The organism is Mesonia mobilis DSM 19841 (assembly GCF_000423405.1).
In the GTDB taxonomy this organism is placed as follows: Bacteria; Bacteroidota; Bacteroidia; order Flavobacteriales; family Flavobacteriaceae; genus Mesonia; species Mesonia mobilis.
Window position 1 is genome coordinate 21,489 of the sequence record NZ_AUHX01000011.1, and the last position, 22,563, is coordinate 44,051.

The 22,563-nt window shown below is 34.4% G+C and carries 14 protein-coding genes; 7 read left to right on the forward strand and 7 right to left on the reverse strand.

Features of this window, described 5'->3' with window-relative positions; genetic code table 11:
* Nucleotides 1–34: 34 nt before the first annotated feature.
* Nucleotides 35–6,277: an alpha-2-macroglobulin family protein gene (locus G551_RS0109200; RefSeq protein WP_084626393.1), complete on the reverse strand. Its 6,243-nt coding sequence runs from the start codon at nt 6,275–6,277 to the stop codon at nt 35–37.
* A gap of 106 nt (nt 6,278–6,383) precedes the next feature.
* On the opposite strand from G551_RS0109200, the gene G551_RS0109205 reads away from it, so the two are divergent.
* The 6 genes from G551_RS0109205 (at nt 6,384) to G551_RS0109230 (ending at nt 12,213) form a co-directional block, all read left to right on the forward strand.
* Entirely contained in the window at nt 6,384–7,118 is a 735-nt protein-coding gene (locus G551_RS0109205) for a tetratricopeptide repeat protein (protein ID WP_027885306.1), read from the forward strand.
* A gap of 119 nt (nt 7,119–7,237) precedes the next feature.
* The gene (locus tag G551_RS0109210; RefSeq protein ID WP_027885307.1) at nt 7,238–8,590 is read left to right on the forward strand and encodes a UDP-N-acetylmuramate--L-alanine ligase; all 1,353 of its coding nucleotides are present in this window, start codon (nt 7,238–7,240) and stop codon (nt 8,588–8,590) included.
* 123 nt (nt 8,591–8,713) lie between these two features.
* Complete coding sequence (gene radC / locus G551_RS0109215) at nt 8,714–9,409, forward strand: RadC family protein (protein WP_027885308.1); 696 nt, start codon at nt 8,714–8,716, stop codon at nt 9,407–9,409.
* A complete protein-coding gene (locus tag G551_RS0109220) occupies nt 9,406–10,710 on the forward strand; it encodes a polysaccharide deacetylase family protein (RefSeq protein ID WP_036243614.1) in 1,305 nt (434 codons plus the stop codon). The genes radC and G551_RS0109220 overlap by 4 nt, the downstream gene beginning before the upstream one ends.
* Nucleotides 10,697–11,383 carry a YjjG family noncanonical pyrimidine nucleotidase gene (locus tag G551_RS0109225; protein ID WP_027885310.1) on the forward strand — a complete coding sequence of 229 codons (687 nt, stop codon included), beginning with the start codon at nt 10,697–10,699 and terminating at the stop codon, nt 11,381–11,383. The genes G551_RS0109220 and G551_RS0109225 overlap by 14 nt, the downstream gene beginning before the upstream one ends.
* A 41-nt stretch (nt 11,384–11,424) precedes the next feature.
* On the forward strand, nt 11,425–12,213 hold the full coding sequence (locus tag G551_RS0109230) for a hypothetical protein (protein ID WP_156876774.1): 789 nt from the start codon (nt 11,425–11,427) through the stop codon (nt 12,211–12,213).
* Nucleotide 12,214: 1 nt separating this feature from the next.
* Here G551_RS0109230 and G551_RS0109235 read toward each other — a convergent pair whose 3' ends face one another.
* Nucleotides 12,215–13,492 (reverse strand): replication-associated recombination protein A, encoded by a 1,278-nt coding sequence (locus tag G551_RS0109235; protein WP_027885312.1) that lies wholly within the window; start codon nt 13,490–13,492, stop codon nt 12,215–12,217.
* A 77-nt stretch (nt 13,493–13,569) separates the two neighbouring features.
* Between G551_RS0109235 and G551_RS0109240 the strand changes: the two genes are divergently transcribed.
* Nucleotides 13,570–14,346, forward strand: coding sequence for a rhomboid family intramembrane serine protease (locus tag G551_RS0109240; RefSeq protein WP_027885313.1), 777 nt, complete (start codon nt 13,570–13,572; stop codon nt 14,344–14,346).
* 9 nt (nt 14,347–14,355) lie between these two features.
* Here G551_RS0109240 and rlmB read toward each other — a convergent pair whose 3' ends face one another.
* From rlmB to G551_RS0109265, 5 genes are all read right to left on the reverse strand, one after another.
* A complete protein-coding gene (gene rlmB, locus G551_RS0109245; protein ID WP_027885314.1) occupies nt 14,356–15,093 on the reverse strand; it encodes a 23S rRNA (guanosine(2251)-2'-O)-methyltransferase RlmB in 738 nt (245 codons plus the stop codon).
* A gap of 64 nt (nt 15,094–15,157) precedes the next feature.
* Nucleotides 15,158–17,074: a S8 family serine peptidase gene (locus G551_RS0109250; protein ID WP_027885315.1), complete on the reverse strand. Its 1,917-nt coding sequence runs from the start codon at nt 17,072–17,074 to the stop codon at nt 15,158–15,160.
* A gap of 57 nt (nt 17,075–17,131) precedes the next feature.
* Entirely contained in the window at nt 17,132–17,905 is a 774-nt protein-coding gene (locus tag G551_RS0109255) for a hypothetical protein (protein WP_027885316.1), read from the reverse strand.
* 23 nt (nt 17,906–17,928) lie between these two features.
* Entirely contained in the window at nt 17,929–19,386 is a 1,458-nt protein-coding gene (locus G551_RS0109260) for a RagB/SusD family nutrient uptake outer membrane protein (RefSeq protein WP_027885317.1), read from the reverse strand.
* A 12-nt stretch (nt 19,387–19,398) separates the two neighbouring features.
* Nucleotides 19,399–22,557: a SusC/RagA family TonB-linked outer membrane protein gene (locus G551_RS0109265; RefSeq protein ID WP_027885318.1), complete on the reverse strand. Its 3,159-nt coding sequence runs from the start codon at nt 22,555–22,557 to the stop codon at nt 19,399–19,401.
* Nucleotides 22,558–22,563: the final 6 nt, after the last annotated feature.

The following is a 22,563-nucleotide window of genomic DNA, read 5'->3' on the forward strand; positions in this document are numbered from 1 at the left end:
TCAGCTTGCATCTAGGTACAAGCTGACTTTTATATTAATTCTTCTTCAACTCTACTCGGCTTCCTTCGGTTTGCACTTTAAACTCCGGGGCGTACATACTTTGCAATTGTGAGATTCCGTTAGAGAAATTGCCGGGATTGTTGACGCGTAAATCATATTCAAAAACATAAGTTCCTTGGCTAATTTCATCAAAGAAAAAGTGCGTTGCAACATCTTTTGTACTTTGATAATAACCTAAACCATCTTGCCATTTGTAGGTAGAAAGTACATCTACCGGTTCTAAACCTGCGGCGCGCATATCTTTTAAATGCATAAAACTAAAATTTTCTTTCGCCTTCATCACCAATCTTACCGTTACCAAATCGCCAATTTTTAAAGAAGTTTTATCTAAACTCACTAACGTTGTTCCTTCGTTACTTTCTACTTTTTTAAACAGTTCTTTTTCAATAGAAAGTTCGGTTTGGTTGTTGGCTTTTACCTGATCAGCTTCTTCAAAATACTGCCAATACATCGCTCCGTATTGTGGCGAATCTGAGTTATTTTTAATTTCAACTTCAGCCATTTCTGGAGTAATTTCTTCCGCAGAAAACCGCGTTTTTACATATCCGGCCTTGTTATTATTGCCTAAAATTAATTTTTGATCACCGATCTTAATTTTTGGAGCTTCCGCATTTACATAGTCTTGATCTCCTTGAATAAGCAATGCATAAACCGCTTCGGTCGTCGCTTTGGTAGAACTCCAAGCTTCGGTTTTTTTGTTCCGAAGTAACCAAGTTTTCAATTGATTGATGCTTTCTTCATCTTTATCTATTTCTGTAAAAGCTTCGATGGCTAAAGCTTGCGTGGCGATCGGTGCGTTATACCAAGCACGACTGTTAACGACCTCTTTCCAATACATTCCGTGTTCAGCATCGATAACGGCATTTTCTTTGAGCGAGGCCAAAATATTTTTCGCTAGTTTTTGTTTCTCGTAACGATGCGCAACCATTGCTAACGTAAGTTTTGACTGAATCGAAAGTGTGATCCATTTTTTATCGAAATCTTCTAATAATAAGGTTTTAAACGCATCAAATTTTTCATCTTTAAAACCTTCGAAAAAACTTCTTGCGTACACATAGTTAAGATCGCTGTGGTAGAAATTAAAATCTTTTCGTTTAAAGTCTTGATTCAGAAACTTTTCATCTAAATAATCGATCAGATCGATCGAAATATCGTCAAACGTATCGTTATCTTCTAATTCTGGTGCGATTTTTAGCAATCTTCCCATTCCTTTTAAAATGTGTAAAGAGATCGCCCTGTTGGCTCGGCCGCCGCTAAACCAAGGGAAAGCTCCGGAACTTAATTGAAGCTCAGACAATTTATTTAATGCCTGTTGAGTTTTGGCTTTTGTTTCTTGAATGTCGAGTAATTGCGCCAAACGTTTTTGTTGCTCTTCTTCAGTTTCTGCATCTTTTAACCAAGGCGTTTCTTGCAACACGATTTGCTTTAATTCTTCATTGGTATTGAAGGGCGAAAGCTCGGTTTTATTGGCCTTCCATTGCTGAAGCGTTTGCTGAATTTCCGGATTTTTCTCTAAAAGAACCGTTGTTAAATAATTGGCGAACATTTTAGAGAAAGTCTGTTCGGCACAATCGTGCGGATATTCAATTAAATACGGAAGCGCTTGCAAGCTTGTCCACGCCGGGTTCGACGTATATTCAAAAACCAGTTGATGATTTTCTAGCGTGGTTGAAGTATTGTTTTTAAGGTTGTTGAAAGTGATACTTTTCTTCTCCTTCGGATTCACCCAGATCGGAAGCGTTTCTGTAATAAAAATGCGGTTCGATAAGACCGGAATAATACTTTCTTCTCCGTCTGAAAAATTTCCGGCTTTAGCGACAATGCGATAACGCGCTGCTGAAAGTCCTTCGGGAATAAAAAGCGTCCAACTCACTTCGGTATTTCCTTTTGGAGGAATTTGAAAGTTTTTGATGGTGTTTTTATCGGTGACCAGTTTTATTTTTTCTTGCGTCACTTCATCGGTAAATTCTAATTGAATCATTCCGTTGAGTACTTTTTTTGATAGATTGTTCACTTTCGCAGAAATCACAAGCGTATCCTTGCTTCTAAAAAATCGCGGAAAGTTTGGAATAATGTTGAGGTCTTTTTGTGTGATCGTTGTCAAATCAAGCTTGGCCTGATGCAGATTTTTATCATGCGCAAAAGCCTGAAAATTCCAACGGGTTAAGGCTTCCGGACTTTCAAACTCAAAGATCACTTCTCCTTTTTTGTTGGTTTTTAACTGTGGAAAGAAAAAAGCGGTTTCTTTTAAATTGGTTCGTGTTTCTACTTGTTGCAATTCTTCTTCCGCAGCTTTGGTGGTAATAATGATCACTCCATTAGCTGCTCGAGAACCGTAAAGAGCAGTTGCGCTTGCGTCTTTGAGCACATTGACAGATGTAATATTTTCAGTTGCTAACTTTTTATATTCATTCTCAGAAACAGGAACACCATCTACTACGAAAAGAGGTTCGGCATTACCGTTAATTGAACCAACTCCTCTTAAAACTATGCTTGAAGAATCGTTAGAATTTTGAACACCTGGAGAGTTATTTTGTACTTGAGTAACACTCCCAGTTAAGCTTTCTTTTCTTTGGTTACCGTAAGCTGTTACTAGGACTTCATCCAGTTCGGTGACTTTTTTTGAGACATTATCATTTTTGGAAGCTCTTTCTTGAATTTCTTTAATTAACTGGTTAAGATAAACTTTATTCGTATTTGTAGTATTCGTAAAATGATAACCAAAATTTTGAAAGAAACTATAACTTAACGAATAGCTGTAATGATTTGGTGTGTAATAATTGCTTTTGTGAAAATTATTGGTGTAATAATTATTTAAATGAATACTTGAATTTGGTAAACCATTTCCTTTGTAAGAATACGGAGTTCTATAAAGTTGTGTATTCCAATTATGAGAAACAAACTCATCTAAACTTGCATCATACATACTGGCTAAAACTTCGGCGTTTGCCGGCTTTTTATGATGATCGAGCACTTTTAATCGCCAAGTTTCTTGACTGCCTGGTTCTAATTTGTTTTTAAAATGGATAACTTCAAACTCAAGGTTTTCTTTAGTATTTACAGGTTGAGGTAAATTGACACTTTTTCTCTCTTTAAAATAATAGCCCAATCGGTTACATACGTATTCTAGATAAATATTCTCGGTTGCTTTTGAAATGGTGTAAGTGAAAGAATTTTCTCCTTTCTTGAGCTGAAATATTTCTTGTTTAACCAAAGTGTCATCAAAAGCTAGATTCACTAAAATAGGAAGGCTATCTAGTAGCGTAGTAAATTTGAAATTCACTTCTTTTTTACCTTTTACTTCCTTTAAATCGTAAGTGTAGTTGATGAAATTTTTATCAAATTGGTCAAGTTTATCTTTCGGGTTTTTGATCGATTTTTTGGTTTCTGCTTCAACTTCGTAACCTAACTTTCCTTTTCCTTTAAATTCAAATACATAATCTCCAGTTCTCCATTCTTCTTTGTAATCATCAATTTGTAAAGTAGCCAAAGAATCTATTTTTAACGGGATGGTATTGATGAGTTTTTTAGGCCAATTTTCTTTAAGGTCTAAACTGTCATAAGGCGTAAACGGGAAATGTTTTATAAATTTTTCTTTCGGAATTTGCTGAATCTCGGGAGCAGCCCAACTTCTTTTTGTTAGAATTCGGTTTGGCTTCACATATTTATAAACTTTAAGTTCACCTTCAGCTTTCGATGCTAAATTATTGAGATCTCGAGCGTATATTTTTAGTTCTTGCTTTTCTCCAATTATAGTTTCGTATGGCGCTTGAATCGAAATTTCTGTAGCGTGATAACCAACGCGAATATTTTGCGATGCCGTATGTGTTTCTCCATTTACATCGGTTACTGTAGCTTCTATAGAATACGTGAAAGTTGGTTGAAAATCACTATCAATAGCTTCATCGGGAATAGCTTTAAAATCGATAGTGAAATTTCCTTTTGCATCGGTGGTGGTTTCTCCGGTAGTTAGACGTTCAGAAGATCTGCTATGATATGAGTAATTATAACGATAATTATAATTCAGTTTTCGCTCAACGGTGTATTTTACTTGTGCATTAGTAATATTGCCTCCAAAAAATGCTTTGGCTTTTCCTTTTAATTGAACAGAATCGTTGAGTACGTAGGTTGAATCGATATCGTTGAATATAACTTCAAATTTTGGACGTTTGTATTCTTCAACTCTAACCTCTGCATACGTATCGTTAAAATAAACATCATAATAAGGAGAGTTTTCCTCGAAATCTTCATCTATAGTAATTTCAAACTCTCCGGTTATTATATTTTTCGGGATCTTAAATTCACCTTGTACAGAGCCAAATTCATTCGTTCTTAAACTAAGACTATCTACCAAATCGTAATTTTCATCGTATAACTTTACATAAACACGCTCATTAGGAACTACTTTTCTTTCGATTTTACTTTGGAAGGAGAGAATTCCTTTAAAATAAATGGTTTGCCCCGGTCGGTAAATGCCGCGATCAGTAAATAAATGACTTCTTATTTCAGGTTTTTGCTCATCGCTACTGCTTTGATAATTTTTTTTACGAAAAGTAACTTCTGAATATAAAGTGTCATTTTTACTAATTAAGATAATAGATTCTTGTTGATAATAGCTTTTAGGTTTCTGATGTATTTTTACCAAACCATCTTGATTGGTAGTGTAGATTTTTTTCTGCTTATTTTTAAGAAAAACTTTTACATTTTCTAGCGGCTGCCCGGTTGTTCGGTTAGTAACGAATAATTGTTGGTCTTCCTGAAAGTCGAAGTTGGTATAAGAAAGATTCGTAATTTGTAATTGCTGAAATTGATAATCAGATTTTTCAAGATCGATCACTTTAGCCTTACTAAAAAGCAATACATAGTTTCCTACAGGCAATTCATCTAGCAAGAGTTCTGTAGAATAAGAAAAATGATTTTCAATTTTCGGAAGCTGAAATTCTTGTTGCTGAAAAATTTTCGTATTTCTATATAAATCTCGCGCTAAAGAATCTTGACTATAATCGTATTGCGTTAAAATTTTATGCGGAATTTGATAAATTCTTAAATATAAACTGTCGGTATTTTTAAAATTAACCAACGCACGAAACTTACGATGGGGTAATGGTTTTTGTTTGGTTTTAATCGTGATTTGCGAAGAAGTAATTGCGCGTTCAATTTTTAAAGCCTGTTTGCCGGGATGTGAGTTGGGGAGCAAGTCTTTAATTTTTTCAACCTGAGAAAGACTTTTGTTGAGGTAATCTGGATTCGTTTTCTTGTTTGCGTTTTGATAGTAAAATTCAGCTAATTTATAATGTATCCAAGCTTTTTCTTTTGGAGTGTTTACCGCGTTTAAATACTTCAGCAGCGCTTCTTTATAATTTTCTTTAGGAGTAGAATACGAGCCTTTTTCCTTTAAATACTCAAGTCGCTCTAAGGTGGTGATCACTACCGAAAGTGTATTTTTCTGTTGAAGATGCAAGCGCGTAAGATCTTGATAGGTTTTTAAAATTTCCATCTTTTGAGAGCCATCTTCGTAAGCTGAAAGATCGATCGAAACAAAATCTTTTGGTAAACCGTAAAACTCAGTTTCGATGAGATAATGCGATTTTTTATTTTCCGGATTATAGCTGTGATGTTTTAAAAAGGTGAGGTAACGATTGGCAAGAACATCGTAAAGTGTACTTCGATAGTTGTTATAATTCTCTCCGTAGTTTAAAATTTCGGTAAAATCTTTTAGCGGAGTTTCGATAAGTTTTTGTTCCGAAGAAAGCGATTTTTGATAGTAACTCATGATCTTCGATTGAAAATCGTCTTTACTCCACGTTAAAAAATCCCTTGCAATCGAGTCTGTGTTTGTACGTTGATTGATGCGGTAACGGTTTTCTTTATAATAATCGTTTAAACTTTCTGCTAAAAACGAATAAAGCACTTGTCGGGTAGGAGCATTTTGATCTTCAATTTCAGTTAAAAAATCTTGGTAAACTTCTTCTTCGCTATCTTTTTTTAAGATCAATTTATACTTGGCAACATAGAGAAAAGCCTTTAGAAACTGTTGCGGGTTCTCTTTTCGGTCGGCTTTGCGTTTAATCTTCTCAGCTCTTTCGAGCGCACTTACCGATTTACCTTGCAGCTCCAATTCTTCAATTTCATCCCACCATTTATCAAATTTTTGTTGCGCATAATGAACTTGTGTGACCAACAGACAACACAGGCTTAGCAGGTAAACTTTTTTCATAAGATTGGTAATTTGTTTAAAGATACAGATTATTATCAATTTTTGCCGAAAACGTATTTTTTGAAATATTCAGCAACTTTGGCAGCACTTTTGTTATTTTTAGCCTGTGAGAAAACAACTTTTATACCTATTCATTTTAATAAGCGTTTCTGTAAACGCGCAAACTTCTTTTGAAAAAGGAGAAAAATTTTTTGAAGCCGAAAAATGGAATTCAGCTAAAAAAGAATTTCAGCAAGTTTCCACTTCATCTCAACAATTTGCAAAGTCACAAGAGTATTTAGGAGATATTGCTGCGCACCAAAAAGAATGGGACGAGGCTTTAGATTTTTATGAAGCTTTAGTTGAAAAATATCCCGATAACGCCAATTATAATTTTAAATACGGCGGCGCTTTAGGGATGAAGGCACTTACGTTATCTAAAATGCAAGCCGCTTTTTATATTTCAGACATCAAACATTATTTAAAACGGGCGGCAATATTAGATGCAACACACATTGAAGCACGTTGGGCTTTGGTCGAATTGTATATGAAACTCCCCGGAATTTTAGGCGGAAGTGCAGAAACTTCTTATAAATATGCGCATCAACTACAGGAAATTAGTGACGTAGACGGTTGGTTGGCAAAAGGTTTTATTGCAAAAGAAGAAGAAGAATTTGAGCTGGCTGAAACCTATTATAAAAATGCGTTGAAAGTAGGAGGTTCTGTAACTTGCTATGAGAAATTGTTAGAATTGTATTTAGACAGAACGAATGAGCATCACAAAGCTAAAGATCTGTTAGAAGAAGCTAAAAAAGTACATCCCAACACCAACTGGTCTTCTTTTGTAAGTAAATTTTCTTAATCTAAATTTTTCTGCTGAATTTTTACTAAAATACGATGATCAATAATCTCAAAGCTTTCTGTTATTGATAATCGGCGATGAATTAATATCTTTACATTTTACAACCAAAAAACTATTCTATGCGCGTACATTTTATTGCGATTGGCGGTAGCGCTATGCATAACCTTGCATTAGCTTTACACGAAAAAGGAGATGAAGTAACCGGAAGCGATGATGCGATTTTTGAACCTTCGAAATCGAGATTAGAAAAAGCTGAATTATTACCGGAAGAAATGGGATGGTTTCCCGAAAAAATTTCTTCAGCTATTGACGCGGTAATTTTAGGAATGCACGCTAAAGAAGACAATCCGGAGCTAAAGAAAGCGCAAGAATTAGGCTTAAAAATTTATTCTTACCCGGAGTTTTTATACGAACAAAGTAAAGATAAAACTCGTGTGGTTATTGGCGGTTCTCACGGTAAAACAACTATTACTTCAATGATTTTGCACGTGTTGCATTACCACGATAAAGAAGTCGATTTTATGGTAGGCGCGCAATTAGAAGGTTTCGATACGATGGTTCATCTCACCGATGAGAATGATTTTATGTTGTTAGAGGGCGATGAGTATTTATCTTCACCGATCGATCGTCGACCAAAATTTCATTTATATCAACCTAACATTGCTCTATTAAGTGGTATCGCTTGGGATCATATTAATGTTTTCCCGACGTTTGAAAATTATGTTGAGCAGTTTAAACTGTTTACAGATTCAATGGTAAATGGTAGTATTTTGGTGTATAATGAAGAAGATCCTTTAGTAAAACAAATTGCTGAAAGTGCTACAAAACCAACCCGAAAACACCCATATGTTACTCCGGAATATTTTGTAGAAGATGGCGAAACTTTTTTAAAGACACCCGAAGGAGATATGCCAATCGAAGTGTTTGGAGAACATAACCTAAACAATCTTGCCGGCGCCAAATGGATTTGCCAGCATATGGGAATCGATGAAGAAGATTTTTATGAGGCAATTGCTACGTTCAAAGGAGCTTCAAAACGTTTAGAGAAAATCTCAGATTTACGCGGTACGCTGGCTTTTAAAGATTTTGCGCATAGTCCTTCAAAAGTAAAAGCAACCACAGAAGCCGTAAAGCAACAATATCCTGAAAAAGATTTAGTAGCTTGTTTAGAATTGCATACCTATAGCAGTCTTAATGCAGAATTTCTTCAGCAATATAAAGACTCGTTAGCTGCGGCCGATAAAGCCATAGTTTTTTATTCACCGGAAGCGGTTCAGCTTAAAAATCTTCAGGAAATAGATGCAAAACAGATAGAAGAGGCTTTTCAGCATAAGAATTTAAAAGTATATACAAATCCGCAACTATTTCAAGAATATTTAAAAACCGAAGCATTTACCAACTCCGTCATTTTATTTATGAGTAGCGGTAATTACGGCGGATTAGATTTTGATCAAGTAAAAGAATGGATTTAATTGCTGAATTGGGTAAAGTGATGAAATAAATCTTTATTGCATTTTGCCCCATTCTTCTTTTGAAAATTTTCTGATTATTTGGAGTAGTTTCTTGGTTTTAAATTTTTGTTCTTATCTTTAAGAATGCAAGAAAATAAACCTTTTTCAATTAAATATTGGGCAGAAGGAGATCGGCCGCGAGAAAAATTACTTCAGAAAGGGAAAATGAGTTTGAGTGATGCAGAGCTGATCGCGATCTTAATAGGTTCCGGTAGTAGAGAAGAAAGCGCAGTACAATTATCTAAACGTATTTTAGCTGCTTCTGAAAATAAACTGAATGAACTCGGTAAACTTTCTGTGCAACAACTCACCAAATTTAAAGGAATAGGAGAGGCGAAGGCAATCACGATCGTCGCTGCGATGGAATTAGGAAGGCGAAGAAGAGGAGAAGAAGCCGTGCAACGAAAACAAATTACATCGGCAGATGCTGTTTTTGAAGTCATGCAACCTATAATCGGCGATTTAGGTCACGAAGAATTCTGGATTCTTTATTTAAATAATTCTAATAAAATTTTACAGAAACTTCAATTAAGTAAAGGCGGAATGACCGGTACTTTAGTCGATGTTCGCCTGGCGTTTAAAAACGCTTTAGAAGTAGGCGCGACGTCTGTAATTTTAGCGCATAACCATCCTTCAGGAACTTTAAAACCAAGCGAAGCCGATAAGCAACTCACTCGAAAATTAAAACTTGCCGGAGAAAGTTTAGATATTAAAGTGCTAGACCATTTAATTGTGACGCAAAAGTCCTATTTTAGCTTTGCAAACGAAGGCATTTTATGAGCGATTCGCCTAAATTATTAATTTATGTAAGTGCAGTTACGCCTAGAATTAATTATACATTCAGGCATATTTGTACGCATATTTTAGGTTTAAAAGTTAAGTTTACTTCTAAAATTGAAGAGTTTATTGCTTACGAAGGCATGAAACTCTCCTATGGAAAACAAAAATTGGGTAACGAATTGTTTATTCAATCTTCCGGATTATTGTCTGAACAAGGTTTTACCGATGTTGAGGTGCGCGTTTCTAAATGGGAAAATACTGTTTGTTTTTTTAGAACTTCAAAAGAAAGCGATTTACCTTTCGATATTTTTGCGGCTTCTTTTTATATGTTGAGTCGCTATGAAGAATATTTGCCGCACGTAAAAGATGAGCACGGTCGATATCCTTCTTCAGAAAGCTTAGCTTATAGAAAAAAATTCTTAGATCAACCTGTAGTCGATATTTGGGCTTTAAAATTTAAATTGAAACTCATTGAGCGTTTCGATTATTTAGAATTTCCTACCAGAACCTATAACACTAAAAATATTTTAGCAGTTGCAGAAGCTTACAAATACAAGAAAAAAGGAATTGTAAGAAGTATTGGTGCGAGCATTCGAGATTTATTCAGTTTTAATATGAATATGTTTCTGGAGCGTTTAGAAGTTTTATTGTATTTAAAAAATGACCCTTACGATATTTACGACGAGCTTATTCATTTTTCTAAACAAGAAAAATTAGACTGGTATTTTATGTTTCAGCTAAGTAATTACAGCGTACACAGTAAAAATATTAGTTATAATAAAATCAATTACCACGCGCTTATTAAATCGATGGGAGATTATGGGAAAATCGGTTTATTACCGGGATTTGAAGCCCTATCTAAAATTAAGACACTTAAATTAGAAAAAAATAGGTGGGAGGCGATTGTAAACCGTCCGTTAGAAATGTGTTTGAGTCATTTTTTCGATATTAATTTACCCGACTTGTATAACAATTTTGATAAGCTAGAGATCAAAGAAGATTTTTCGATGGCATTTGTCGATGTTCCCGGTTTTAGAGCCGGAACTTGCAGTTCGTTTTTATTTTACGATATTAATTTTGAAAGAATCTCACCACTTGTTATTCATCCGCCGGCAGTAAATAGTTATGCGTTTGAAGATTATTCATACTTCGAGATGAAAAAAACGCTTGAAAACTTAAAAAATAACGTAAAACAAGTAAACGGAACACTTTCTGTAGTGTTTAAAAATTCAGATTTTAAAGACTCGCAAAAAGACGGAAAAATATTAGATTTAATAAAAATGATTAATGAAAACGAATAAAGTAGCTCATATTTTTTTCGATTTAGATCACACACTTTGGGATTTTGAAAGAAATTCAGCCTTGGCTTTTACAGAAATTTTTAAGAAGAATGACCTTCAAATCGATATCACAACATTTTTGAAGACTTACATACCCATTAATAATTTTTATTGGGGCAAGTACAGAAATAATTTAGTAACGAAAGCAGACTTGCGTTACGGTAGGCTAAACGATACGTTTACAGAATTGGCAATGCAGGTAAGCCAAGAGCAGATTCATAATTTATCTGAAGATTATATTGCGCATCTACCGAATAATAATTATTTATTTGATGATGCTCAACATACCTTAGAAAAACTACAACAAAAGTACACGTTGCACGTTATTACCAATGGTTTTTCTGAAGTTCAGAATTTAAAACTGAACAATAGCAAGATCGATCATTATTTTAGAACAATTACCACTTCAGAAGAAGTAGGCGTTAAAAAGCCGCATCCGGAAATTTTTGAATATGCGCTACAAAAAGCAAACGCTCATCCGGAGCAAAGTGTGATGATTGGCGATAATATTGAAGCCGATATTTTGGGCGCCGAAAAATTTGGAATGAGTTCTATTTTATTTGATGGTGAAAATGTGAACGATTATTCAGGAAAAAAAGTAAATCAATTAAAACAACTTTTAGAGATATTATAGAAATGAAAAAGATTAGTTTATTACTAATTGGGTTGATCGCGATGGTTTTTTCAACCCAAATAAAAGCTCAAGAAACGCAAGAGCTGGAAGATCTTAATTATTTTAAATATGTAGTGATTCCGATTCAGTTTAAATTTCAAAAAAAGGATAACGAATATTTAATAAATTCACTTGTTAAACATCTTTTAAATGAACAGGGTTTTGAGACATTTATGGATGTTGAGGATAAGCCTAAAGATTTGAAATTTAATAACTGTTTGGCATTATATGTAGATTTGCAAAGTGAATCAGAATCATTTTTTTCCTTACAGACCGAATTGAATTTGATTTTTAGAGATTGTAATAATCAGATTATATTTGAATCAGAAGGACAGAGCAAAGTAAAAGATTTTAAAGAATCTTATCATGATGCTTTGTATAAGGCTTTTGAGATATTTGAAGGATCTAATTTTTATTACGAATACAACGGTAAAAATTCTTATGATTCTTCAAAATTTGAAGAAGGAGAACAAAAATCCCCAATTAAAAAAGAACCAAAAAAGGAAACAAAAAGCTTTGAAGAAACCGTCAAAGAAAAATTGATTGGTACTTATTCACTTTTCAATGAAGAATATAGCATAAGTAAAATTGAAGCCGGTTATATTTTAACCAATACCGCAACGGCCGAGAAAAAAGCTTTTATTAATGTAACGAGTAATAACTCCTTATTGTTTAACTCAGATACCATTAATGGTACGTTAGTGATTAACGACGATGGAGATTTGGAAGTCGAATATTTTAATAATGCTTCAGGTAAAGTTGAAAAGGCTACACTCTACAGAGTCGAATAAATTAATATTCATATTTGCCCTTCCATAAAGCTTTAAGGTATTCCCTTAGAGCTTTTTCTCTTTTATTATTTCCCGGTTCGTATAGTGTTGTATTTTTTATTTCTTCCGGTAAAAATTCAGCTTGCGTAAAGTTGTTTTCATAGTTGTGCGCATACTTGTAATCTTTTCCGTAGCCTAGATCTTTCATAAGTTTGGTTGGCGCATTTCTAATGTCTAACGGTACCGAAAGATCTCCTGTTTGTTTAACCAATTGTTGAGCGTAATTGAGTGCCATATAACTGGCATTACTTTTTGCTGAAGTCGCTAAATAAATAGCACATTGACTTAAAATAATTCGAGCTTCAGGATAACCGATCATTCTCACCGATTGAAAGGTGTTTAACGCAACTTGTAGCGCTGTTGGGTTGGCATTCCCAATATCTTCACTTGCCAAAATAAGCATTCTTCTAGCAATAAATTTTACATCTTCGCCTCCTTCGATCATTCTCGCTAACCAATACACCGCTGCGTTAGGATCACTACCACGAATCGATTTAATAAAAGCTGAAATAATATCGTAGTGTTGCTCTCCGGTTTTATCGTAGCGAACCGTGTTTTTCTGAATTTTGTGTTCGACCATATCATTGGTGATCGTCACTTTTTTAGCGTCTTCTGAAGTGACAATCAATTCAAAAATGTTCAGCAATTTTCGAGCATCGCCGCCGCTCATTTTCAAAAGTGCTTCACTTTCTTTGATATTAATCTCATAACTAGCCATAACTTTATCTTCAGTCATCGCTCTTTCTAAAAGCTGAATTAAGTCTTCTTTAGAAAATTCTTTAAGAATATAAACCTGACATCTGGACAGTAATGCAGGAATCACTTCAAAACTAGGATTCTCTGTTGTAGCGCCAATTAACGTTACCCAGCCTTTTTCTACCGCACCTAATAGCGAATCTTGTTGAGATTTACTGAATCGGTGAATTTCATCAATAAATAAAATCGGGTTTTTGGTAGTGAATAAACCATCTTGTTTTTTTGCTTTTTCAATAACCTCACGAACATCTTTTACTCCGCTGCTAATTGCACTTAGCGTGAAGAAAGGTCGTTCAGTCTCATTGGCAATAATATTGGCAAGTGTAGTTTTACCAACACCCGGCGGTCCCCATAAAATTAACGATGGGATAATGCCTTTTTTTATCTGATTTTTTAGAGAACCATTTTCGCCAATCAAATGAGTTTGACTTAAATATTCTTCTAACTTTTGTGGTCTTAATCGTTCTGCAAGTGGTTTACTCATATTGCAAAAATATAATTTGTATGTGACAATTTTGCCTATTTTTAAAATTGGTTAAGCATTTGCTTGTTTTGAATTAAATGAAGACTGAAAAAAATATACAAGCCTTAGATCCTGTGAATTTAGGAGTTCCTCTATTTTCGGTTTTAATTATTTGGATCGTTTATTGGGCAGAAGTGAAATTTAATTTTTCACTAAATTACTTGGGCGTTTCACCACATAGTTTTGTGGGACTTCGAGGTGTAATTTTCTCTCCTCTAATTCACGGAAGTATTGAGCATCTTTACAGCAATACCATTCCGTTATTTTTGCTCACATTAGCTTTATTTTATTTCTACAGGAAATTAGCTTTCAAGGTTTTTTTGATGGGTTGGTTGCTAAGCGGTTTACTAACCTGGTTAATGGGCGAGGAGGGAAGCCATCATATTGGTGCTAGCGGACTCATTTATGTGTTTGCTAGCTTCTTATTTTTTAAAGGAATTTGGTCGAAACATTACCGCTTAATGTCGCTTTCTTTTATCGTAGTATTTTTATACGGAAGTTTAGTTTGGGGAGTTTTACCAGGAGTTCCCGGGATTAGTTGGGAAGGTCATTTAGCCGGTTTTATTGCAGGTTTATTACTAGCCTTATTTTATCGTAATGTTATTGTTGTTGAAAAGAAAAAATATGAATGGGAAAAAGAATCCTATTTAGAAGAAGAGGATGAGTTTATGAAACATTTCGACGAAAACGGAAATTTTATTCCAACTTCAGAACTTTATCCAGATGTTGAAGAAGAAAACTCAACCCAGTCAGATTCTAGTGATAATGAATTAAAAATTATCTATAGTTTTAAAGCCAAAGAGAATAAAGAATAAGACTTTACTTTAGCTTTGGCGTTGTCTTACCATTTCGTATAAAATAGCACCACAAGCTACTGATACATTTAACGATAAAGTTTCTCCTAACATTGGTAGCTTGGCTTTAACCTTTGCCATTTGTAAGGCGTTTTTAGAAACCCCTCTCCCTTCGCTACCCATAATTAATGCTGTTGGTTTTTTGAAATCTACTTCGTAAACGCTTTGATCGGTTTTCTCGGTAGCTGCTACGGTTTGGACCTGATAGCTATCCATATAAAATAAAACATCTTTAATATGGTCTACTTTGCAAATAGGAATATTAAAAATTGCTCCTGTTGAAGTTTTTACGGTTTGATCGTTTATGGCTGCACCTCCTTGTTTAAGTGTGATAATTCCATCGACATTTGTACATTCTGCCGTTCGAATAATAGCACCAACATTTCTTACATCACTTAATTCATCTAAAATAATGAAGAAAGGATCTTCTTTTTTTGAAAATGAATTTTCTAATAAATCTTCAATATTTACGTAACTAATCGGAGAAATCTTAGCAAAAACACCTTGGTGATTATTATTTTTACTTAGCTTGTTTAGCTTTTCAACAGGCACGTAACTTACTGGAATGTGTTGCTCACTAGCTAAATGTATAATCTCTTTTAGTCCTTCATTTTTTATATTCTTCTGAACAAAAATTTTATCAATAGTTTGATTAGCATGAAGTGCTTCCAACGTAGGCTTTATACCGTAAATTTCAGATGTTTTCATAAAGCAAATGTATAAAAAAAGGCTAGCAAATTTGCTAGCCTTTTTTTGAAATATAGAATTTATATTATTCTTTGATAATTTTCTTCTGGAACGATTGATTTCCATTTCTAAAATCTAAGATATATAATCCTTTGGATAAAGTTGAAATATTAACTGTTTCTGTGTCAATGTTTTTCATTATCATTCTTCCTTGTAAATCATATAAATTAATATCATAATCTGAAATATCTGATTTTTCAGAAGTGATATTGATAAAGTTGTTAGCAGGGTTTGGCCAAACATTAAATAATTTGTTCTTATTCAAGTTTTTAGTTGATAATTCGATTGAGTTAGTCCCACTTATAATTAGAGAAAAGTCTTGAGCATCACCAACTAAATTATCTTTATGTGTAACTTGAATTGTATAAGTTTGAGCAGTTGCTGAAGAATTATTTAAATCTACTTTCTCGATATTATCAACAATGTTATCTCCTTTATTTGCAGCAGAATTTACATTGTTAATATCTAATCTCCAAGGGAAATATTCGTTATTATCTGAATCAATTATTCTTAAATCAAGATCATTAACTAATACAGGTGTAGTTGAATTTAAAGAACCCGACATATCTTGACCAGATGGGTCATTCCAACTTAAACTTGCTTGAAGTGATTGTGGATCATTGGTTGTTACTTGAATAGTAAATGTAGCATTATTGTTTAAAGTTGATTCTATAATTTTTCCTTCAATTCCTGCAACATCATCAGCAATTAAAAGTGCGGCGTCTTCAGAATTTAATAGACCCCAGCCAAATCTTGGATCTGGCCCTACTCTAAAATTGTCATCAGTAGCAGTGTGGCAAACTAAACCTTTAAGTGTAGCAGCTCTCATATAGCTGTCGTTTAATTGTTCGTAGTATTGCTGTAATAATAACAAGCTTCCAGCAACATTAGGAGAGGCCATCGAGGTACCTGTTGAAGTACCATATTCATCATTTGCACTGTTTGATGTAGAGAAAACACCAGTACCTTCTCCTGCAATGTCAGGTTTTATTCTTCCGTCATCACTTGGTCCTTGACTACTTGAATTGTTAATTGAGAAAGTAGTTATTTCTCCTGTAATAGGATTTACAGAAGCGTTAGCATTAGCGACAACTAAGTTGTTTTTTGAATTTTTATTTCCATTCAATTTGTCATATCCTGAGGCAAAACCCCCTTCGTAACTTTGTTGTCCGTCATTACCAGCAGAAAAAACAGCCAAGTAATATGGCATTGAATTAGAAATGTCGTCCCAATCTTTTGCATCAGTATTATAGCAGCCCATGTACCAAACCGGTACATTTAATTCATTATTATCATTATAAATTGGAACCCCATAACTATGATTAGAGATAAGTAATGAGTTTGCGGCTGCAGCAGTAACTTCTGCTTCATCATTATCCCAAGTATAAGAAAGTATATTTGATTGAGGAGCCATACCTTTTGCATTAGGGTTTACACCTTGAGCTCCAATTGTACCGGCAACATGTGTTCCGTGAAATTCTGTAGGAGGGTTACTTGAAAACGCATCTGGATAACTTACTCTAGATTCTGAGTTTCCTGCATTTGTAAACTCAACATGAGAACCTAATACATATCCGCCATCCCAAACGCCGATATTCATATTTTGCCCTTCTAAATTTAAACCTAAAGATCCTCCAGAATGAAGAGTATTTGTTTTAGTAGCTCTAGCACTATTTGCATTATCTGTAGATCTATAAACCGGTTTGTTGTTTATAATATCTACAACTTGAAATTTTTTGTTATTTTTTGAAAAAATAGTCTTTTGAACATTTGGATGTTGAGAAAGGTAGTTTTCTATTTTTTCTTTTTGAACTATGTGTTGCTCCTGAAATTTTTCTTCAAGCTTTTTAACTTCATTTAGGTCATAAGTATCAGAAACTTCTTGAGCAGAGGTTAATCCTGCATAAAATAGGATAGTTAAAATTAATAATATCTTTTTCATATTTATTAAGGAAAAAAAAGCCACCGAAAGGTGGCTTTTAGTAATTAATATTAAATGTTATTCAACAGTAAATTCTAAAGTTGTGTTTTGACCAAATTCTGCATTACCATTAACAACAGTTCCATCTGCTAAAGTAACAGCGAAAGCACCGTCACCATAATCACAGCAAAATCCGTCACCATATTCATCATAAACAGCAAGAATATAATCACCGCTTTCTAGACAAAGTACTTGCTCAAAACTAGTCATATCTTCATAAACACCAGCTTCTACACTATTAACTAGTACAGGAGACCCATTTTCATATCTGTATAACTCCCACGAAGTTTCTTCTGCGTAATCATCAAATGTAAAGCCTAAACTAACTTCATTGAATAGACATAAAGGAGAATACTCAATAACAGTAGTCATTTTTGTATTGTTGATAGTCTGTGGTATCGCTAACGTGTCAACAATCGAAAATACGATCTGTTTAGTTTCACCAACATTTAATTGACTAAAATCAAAGTCTACAGTTGTTGAACCTGTAAGTTCTCCAGCAGGAATAACAATAGTTCCATTTGTGCTAAAGTCCGCTGCATCAGCTGTATGTTCAGCAGAGTCATAGTTATTATTAATTTCGAAATTTAAAGTTAAGTCACTATCCAATGGTGTTGTAGTGGCTGCTTCAAGTTCGTAAGTAGCGTTATCTTCTTCTAAAAGAAGTACAGGATTAGCATACTTAAATCCTACAGCTGTTGCCGGAGGGTCTACAGCAGGGTCATAGTCTTCACAATTTACCATTAGTACCGATAATGCAGTAATGGCTAATATATATTTAATTTTTTTCATTTTATATTAATGTTTGGTAGGGATTAAAATGGATTTTGAAATTCAATTTCAGTATTAGCGTTTAATTCAGCTTGAGGAATTTGAAATTTAAATTTATCAGAATTTGCTGCGTAATCTAACTGCCCAAAAGTTGCGTGATTAGTTCCAGGATATGTTCTGTTTAAAGCAACGTCCCATCTTTTCATATCGTACCAAGCAAATCCTTCACCCCATAGTTCAATTCTTCTATGTAATTTAATCTCATCAAGTAAAGCCTGACCTGAGTTAGCAGATAAGTCATATTCGCTATCTCTAGTAGATATTAAGTCGAACAATACTTGTCTAGCTCCAGATTCGTCTCCTGACTGAGCTCTTGCTTCAGCTTCAATTAGATACATTTCTGCTGCTCTCATAAATACATAGTCACCCACAAAGCTTGTTCCTGATTCATCAAAGAACTTAACGTTTGCATACTGTGGTAAGCCAAAAGAGTTTCCTGAATCTAAAAACCAATCTTTTCTTGCATCAGAATCTGAAATTTCTTCAAATAACCTACTGTCAATAGTTTTGTAAACCTGAAGTAGTCCTGCATAACCTTCATTTAAATTACTCATATGAGAGAAAAATGAAGCGTAAATTGTAGAGGTTGAAGTGTTAATATCTGCTCCCCACATCCATTCTGGGTTGTCGATTCTACTAAACCCGTCTGTTAATCCAGCGTTATCCATTGGAGCATAACCTCCTCTAGCAATTTGTGCGTAAGTAGCGGCTTGTCCATATTGCTCATCCCATAAGTAATACCTAGCTAGGATACCTGCAGCAACATTTTGGTCAACTTCCATTTTAGAAGATCTTTGGTAGCCGGCAACTAGATCGTAAGCTTCTGTTAGATCTTGCTCAATTAATGCTTTAACGTCAGCTACAGGAACTCTATTTAAATTTTGTTCATCTTCTGTATAAATAGGTATTCCTAGATCATCATAAGCATAAATTTGTAATAAGTAAAAATAAGCAAATCCTCTCATTGCAAGCAATCTACCTCTGATTTGCAATACTTCTGGACTAGTACTTGTCGCAGGAGTTAAAGGTAGTGCATCATTCACGTTACTAATTACTCTATAATAAAATTTCCAAACCATATCTGTTCTTGATGAGGTTTGTACTCTCGCTGTGTAGTTGTAGTAGTTCACAAACCAATGAGACTGAGTCATTACAACATCATTACTCATTAAGTCTGTACCTAAATTCACTGCCATATGACCAAAGTCATCATGTAAACCACCATTATCACCGGTATCAAATTGAACTAAATAATTATAATTACCAGTTTCTAAACCTGATGATAATATTAAAGATGCTTCAGGGCTTGATTCTGCTAATTGAGAAAGTTGTTCTGAAGAAACTGTGCTCTTTGGGGAGTTATCTAAATACTCCTCAGAACACGATACAGTCATAAAAGCTATCACTGTAAGTGTTAAATAAAGTACATTAAATCTTTTCATAATTTATTTTTTTTAAAATTTCACGTTTACACCAAATGAAACATTTCTAAGAATAGAATAGTTATTTGATGAGTTACCAGTCACTCCACTATTTCTAGGGTCAAATCCTTGTCTTTTACTCCATAACCCAACATTATCAGCTAAGCCATAAACTCTAAGACTTGATAAGTTAAGTTGGTCAGTAATTTTATCGTTAAATGTATATCCTAAAGATACATTTTGAATACTTAAGTAGTCAGATTCTATTAAACCTAATGTACTTGTACCATAGTAAAGATTAGGATCTTCAGCATCTACTCTTGGTAAAGTTGCAGTAGTATTTTCTGGTGTCCAAGTGTTAGTTATGTCTGAGTGGTAGTTTTCACCTCTTGAAGGTGATATTGCACCCATCCAAACGCTATCATATGAGTAACCACCATATTGATATGCAAATTGTATGCCAGCATCAAAACCTTTATATCTAGCATTGAATCCAAAACCTCCATAAACATCTGGTAAAGCTGTTTTATCCATTTTATAAAGCGTAGCTTCTGCAAAATTTTCAGTTACAATTTTATTACCATTATCATCATCCATATAGAATAGAGAAGCACCTGTATTTGGGTTAACACCAGCAAACTCTCTTAAGTAGTAGTCGTAAGCTCCTCCGCCTTCTTCGTATGCATAAAGACCAGTTACAATTCTGTTATTTGGGTTATCGTTAGCAGGTAGTCTTGTAATCTCATTTTTGTAATGAGTTGCATTTAAGTTAGCAGATAAAGAGAAATCTTTAGTTCTAATGATTTCTGCATTAATACTTACTTCAAAACCTTTGTTTTCCATATCTCCAATATTTTCTGGAAGATCAGAAAAACCTGAAGACGTTGGTAGAGGCTTGAAGAATAACATATCTTCTACTACTCTTTGGAAATATTCTGCTTCAATATCTAAACGATTGTTAAATAAACTAGCGTTAAGACCGAAGTTGGCGTTTTTGTTAGTTTCCCAAGTAATATCTGGGTTTCCGATATAGGTTTTATTGTAAGATAGTGGTAAGCTATTATCAATGGTTGAAGTTACAGTAAATTGCGTTAAGTATGGTAATTCAATACCTAAGTTGTCATTACCTTGCTCACCGTAACTAGCTTTTAACTTTAGTTCGTTAAGCCAAGAAATATCTTCCATAAATGATTCTTGAGAAATTCTCCAAGCACCACCTAAACCGTAAAAAGTACCCCATCTGTTATCTGGGTGGAATCTTGACGATCCATCTCTACGAATACTTGCGTTTACAAAATACTTATCATCAAAATCATAAGTTAATCTACTAAAGAAACCTTCTAAGTCATAATTTACTTGATATCCAGAGTTTCCTTGGATAAGACCGGCATGGTCGATAATTCCAGACTCTGGTAAAAATAAATCAGATCTTGAAGCAGAAACATAATTATTTCTTCTGTTTAAGGTTTCATGACCTAATAATAAGTTGAAATCGTGATCGCCAAATGATTTGTCGTAGGTTAAAAGTTGTTGTTGTGTTAAAGAGAATCTTCTACTATTCACATAATCAACTCGTCCGTTTACGTCTGGATTAGCAGCATCACCGTAAAGAGGTGTATCCATACTTCTGGTAGACCGATTAAATAATTCTCCAGTCGCAGTATATTTAAAGTTTAATCCCTCAAGTAATTCAACAGCAGCAAAACCACTTACAAATAAGTTATCTGTAGTATATTCTTTAATATCGTTTACTGCAGTTGCGTAAGGGTGCTGTAATGATCCAAAAGGTCTTATTGGCACACCTAGTTGTCCTCCGTTTCCGGTACCATCGTCAAATAAATGATTTCCGTTTGGTCCAAATACTGGGTTGCCGTCATTGTCATAAAGTCTTACACCGTAAATAGGAGCAATACTTCTAGTCCATAAAAATGGGTTGCTATATGAACTATCACCTGTGTACCCATCTAAATAATCTTGTTTGAAATGAGTATAACTCATGTTCATTCCAGATGTGATTTTTTCTGTAACTTCTGTGTCTAATTTTAATCTAGTCGATATTTTTTCTAAACCAGAGTTAACAACATATCCTTCATTTTTTTCATAACCTACAGAAAAATAATGATTTGTTTTTTCTGTTGCTCCAGATACACTAAAGTTTGTCTGAGTAAAAAAACCATCATTAAATAAATAATCTTCCCAATCTTCCGGTTGATAAAGTAAAGCTGCATTAGGGTTTAAGCTTCCTGTTGTAGGATCGATTAACTGATCATTCGCTACATTGTAGATGTTGTACCTAAGGCCTAAATCTCCATCGATTAATGCATTAGCTGCACTTATTCCTGCAGCACTAGCAGACTGACCATTGTTAAATTGAAAATTGTTTTTCAACCTTTGGTAGTAAGCTTCGTAAAAGCCTCTTGGGCTATCGATTAAATCATAATCTTCAACAGCTCTTGATGCAAAACCAGCTTTAGAATCGAAAGTGATGGTAGATTTACCTTGTTTTCCTTTTTTTGTTGTAATAATTACAACTCCATTTGCACCTCTGTTACCATAAAGTGCTGCGGCAGCTGCATCTTTTAAGAATGTCATCGATGCAATGTCTTGAGAGTTAATAGAAGCTACATCTCCATTAAAAGGAACACCGTCAACTACGTATAGAGGAGCAGAGGATGCGTTTAAAGATCCGATACCTCTAATTCTAATTGTCGGGCCGTCACCAGGAAGTCCACTACCGTTGAAAACTTGAACACCGGCTACTTTACCTACAGTTCCCTGTAATACGTTACCTGTTGTTATTTTTTCAACTTCTTCGGCTTTAATTTCTCCAACCGATCCAGTAATTGCTTCTTTCTTTTGAACACCATAAGCAACTACTACAATTTCATCCAATTCGTTTCCTGATGCTAATTGGATGTTGAAATCTTGAGTTTCACCTACTACAAAAGATTGAGGTGTAAATCCTACGTAACTAAATACTATAGTTTCGCCTTCAGAAGCTTCAATGGTGTAATTACCATCAAAATCTGTTTGCGTTCCTGTAGAGGTTCCCTCAATTAAAACATTAACCCCCGGTAAGGGTAGGCCCGCATCATCGGTAACCGTACCGGAAATTGTTTGTTCTTGTGCAAAAGTTAATTGCACAACAAACGCTAGAATTAGCGTTAAAATTCCACTAAACTTTGTTCTCATTTTATA

Excerpts from the sequence above, each read along its gene's own strand:
- rlmB (WP_027885314.1), bottom strand. The coding sequence starts at position 15,093 with ATGAAAACATCTGAAATTTACGGTATAAAGCCTACGTTGGAAGCACTT.
- G551_RS0109230 (WP_156876774.1), top strand. The coding sequence starts at position 11,425 with ATGGTTTTTTCAACCCAAATAAAAGCTCAAGAAACGCAAGAGCTGGAA.
- G551_RS0109200 (WP_084626393.1), bottom strand. The coding sequence starts at position 6,277 with ATGAAAAAAGTTTACCTGCTAAGCCTGTGTTGTCTGTTGGTCACACAA.
- G551_RS0109225 (WP_027885310.1), top strand. The coding sequence starts at position 10,697 with ATGAAAACGAATAAAGTAGCTCATATTTTTTTCGATTTAGATCACACA.
- G551_RS0109255 (WP_027885316.1), bottom strand. The coding sequence starts at position 17,905 with ATGAAAAAAATTAAATATATATTAGCCATTACTGCATTATCGGTACTA.
- G551_RS0109240 (WP_027885313.1), top strand. The coding sequence starts at position 13,570 with ATGAAGACTGAAAAAAATATACAAGCCTTAGATCCTGTGAATTTAGGA.
- G551_RS0109250 (WP_027885315.1), bottom strand. The coding sequence starts at position 17,074 with ATGAAAAAGATATTATTAATTTTAACTATCCTATTTTATGCAGGATTA.
- G551_RS0109265 (WP_027885318.1), bottom strand. The coding sequence starts at position 22,557 with ATGAGAACAAAGTTTAGTGGAATTTTAACGCTAATTCTAGCGTTTGTT.
- G551_RS0109260 (WP_027885317.1), bottom strand. The coding sequence starts at position 19,386 with ATGAAAAGATTTAATGTACTTTATTTAACACTTACAGTGATAGCTTTT.
- G551_RS0109210 (WP_027885307.1), top strand. The coding sequence starts at position 7,238 with ATGCGCGTACATTTTATTGCGATTGGCGGTAGCGCTATGCATAACCTT.
- G551_RS0109235 (WP_027885312.1), bottom strand. The coding sequence starts at position 13,492 with ATGAGTAAACCACTTGCAGAACGATTAAGACCACAAAAGTTAGAAGAA.
- G551_RS0109220 (WP_036243614.1), top strand. The coding sequence starts at position 9,406 with ATGAGCGATTCGCCTAAATTATTAATTTATGTAAGTGCAGTTACGCCT.
- radC (WP_027885308.1), top strand. The coding sequence starts at position 8,714 with ATGCAAGAAAATAAACCTTTTTCAATTAAATATTGGGCAGAAGGAGAT.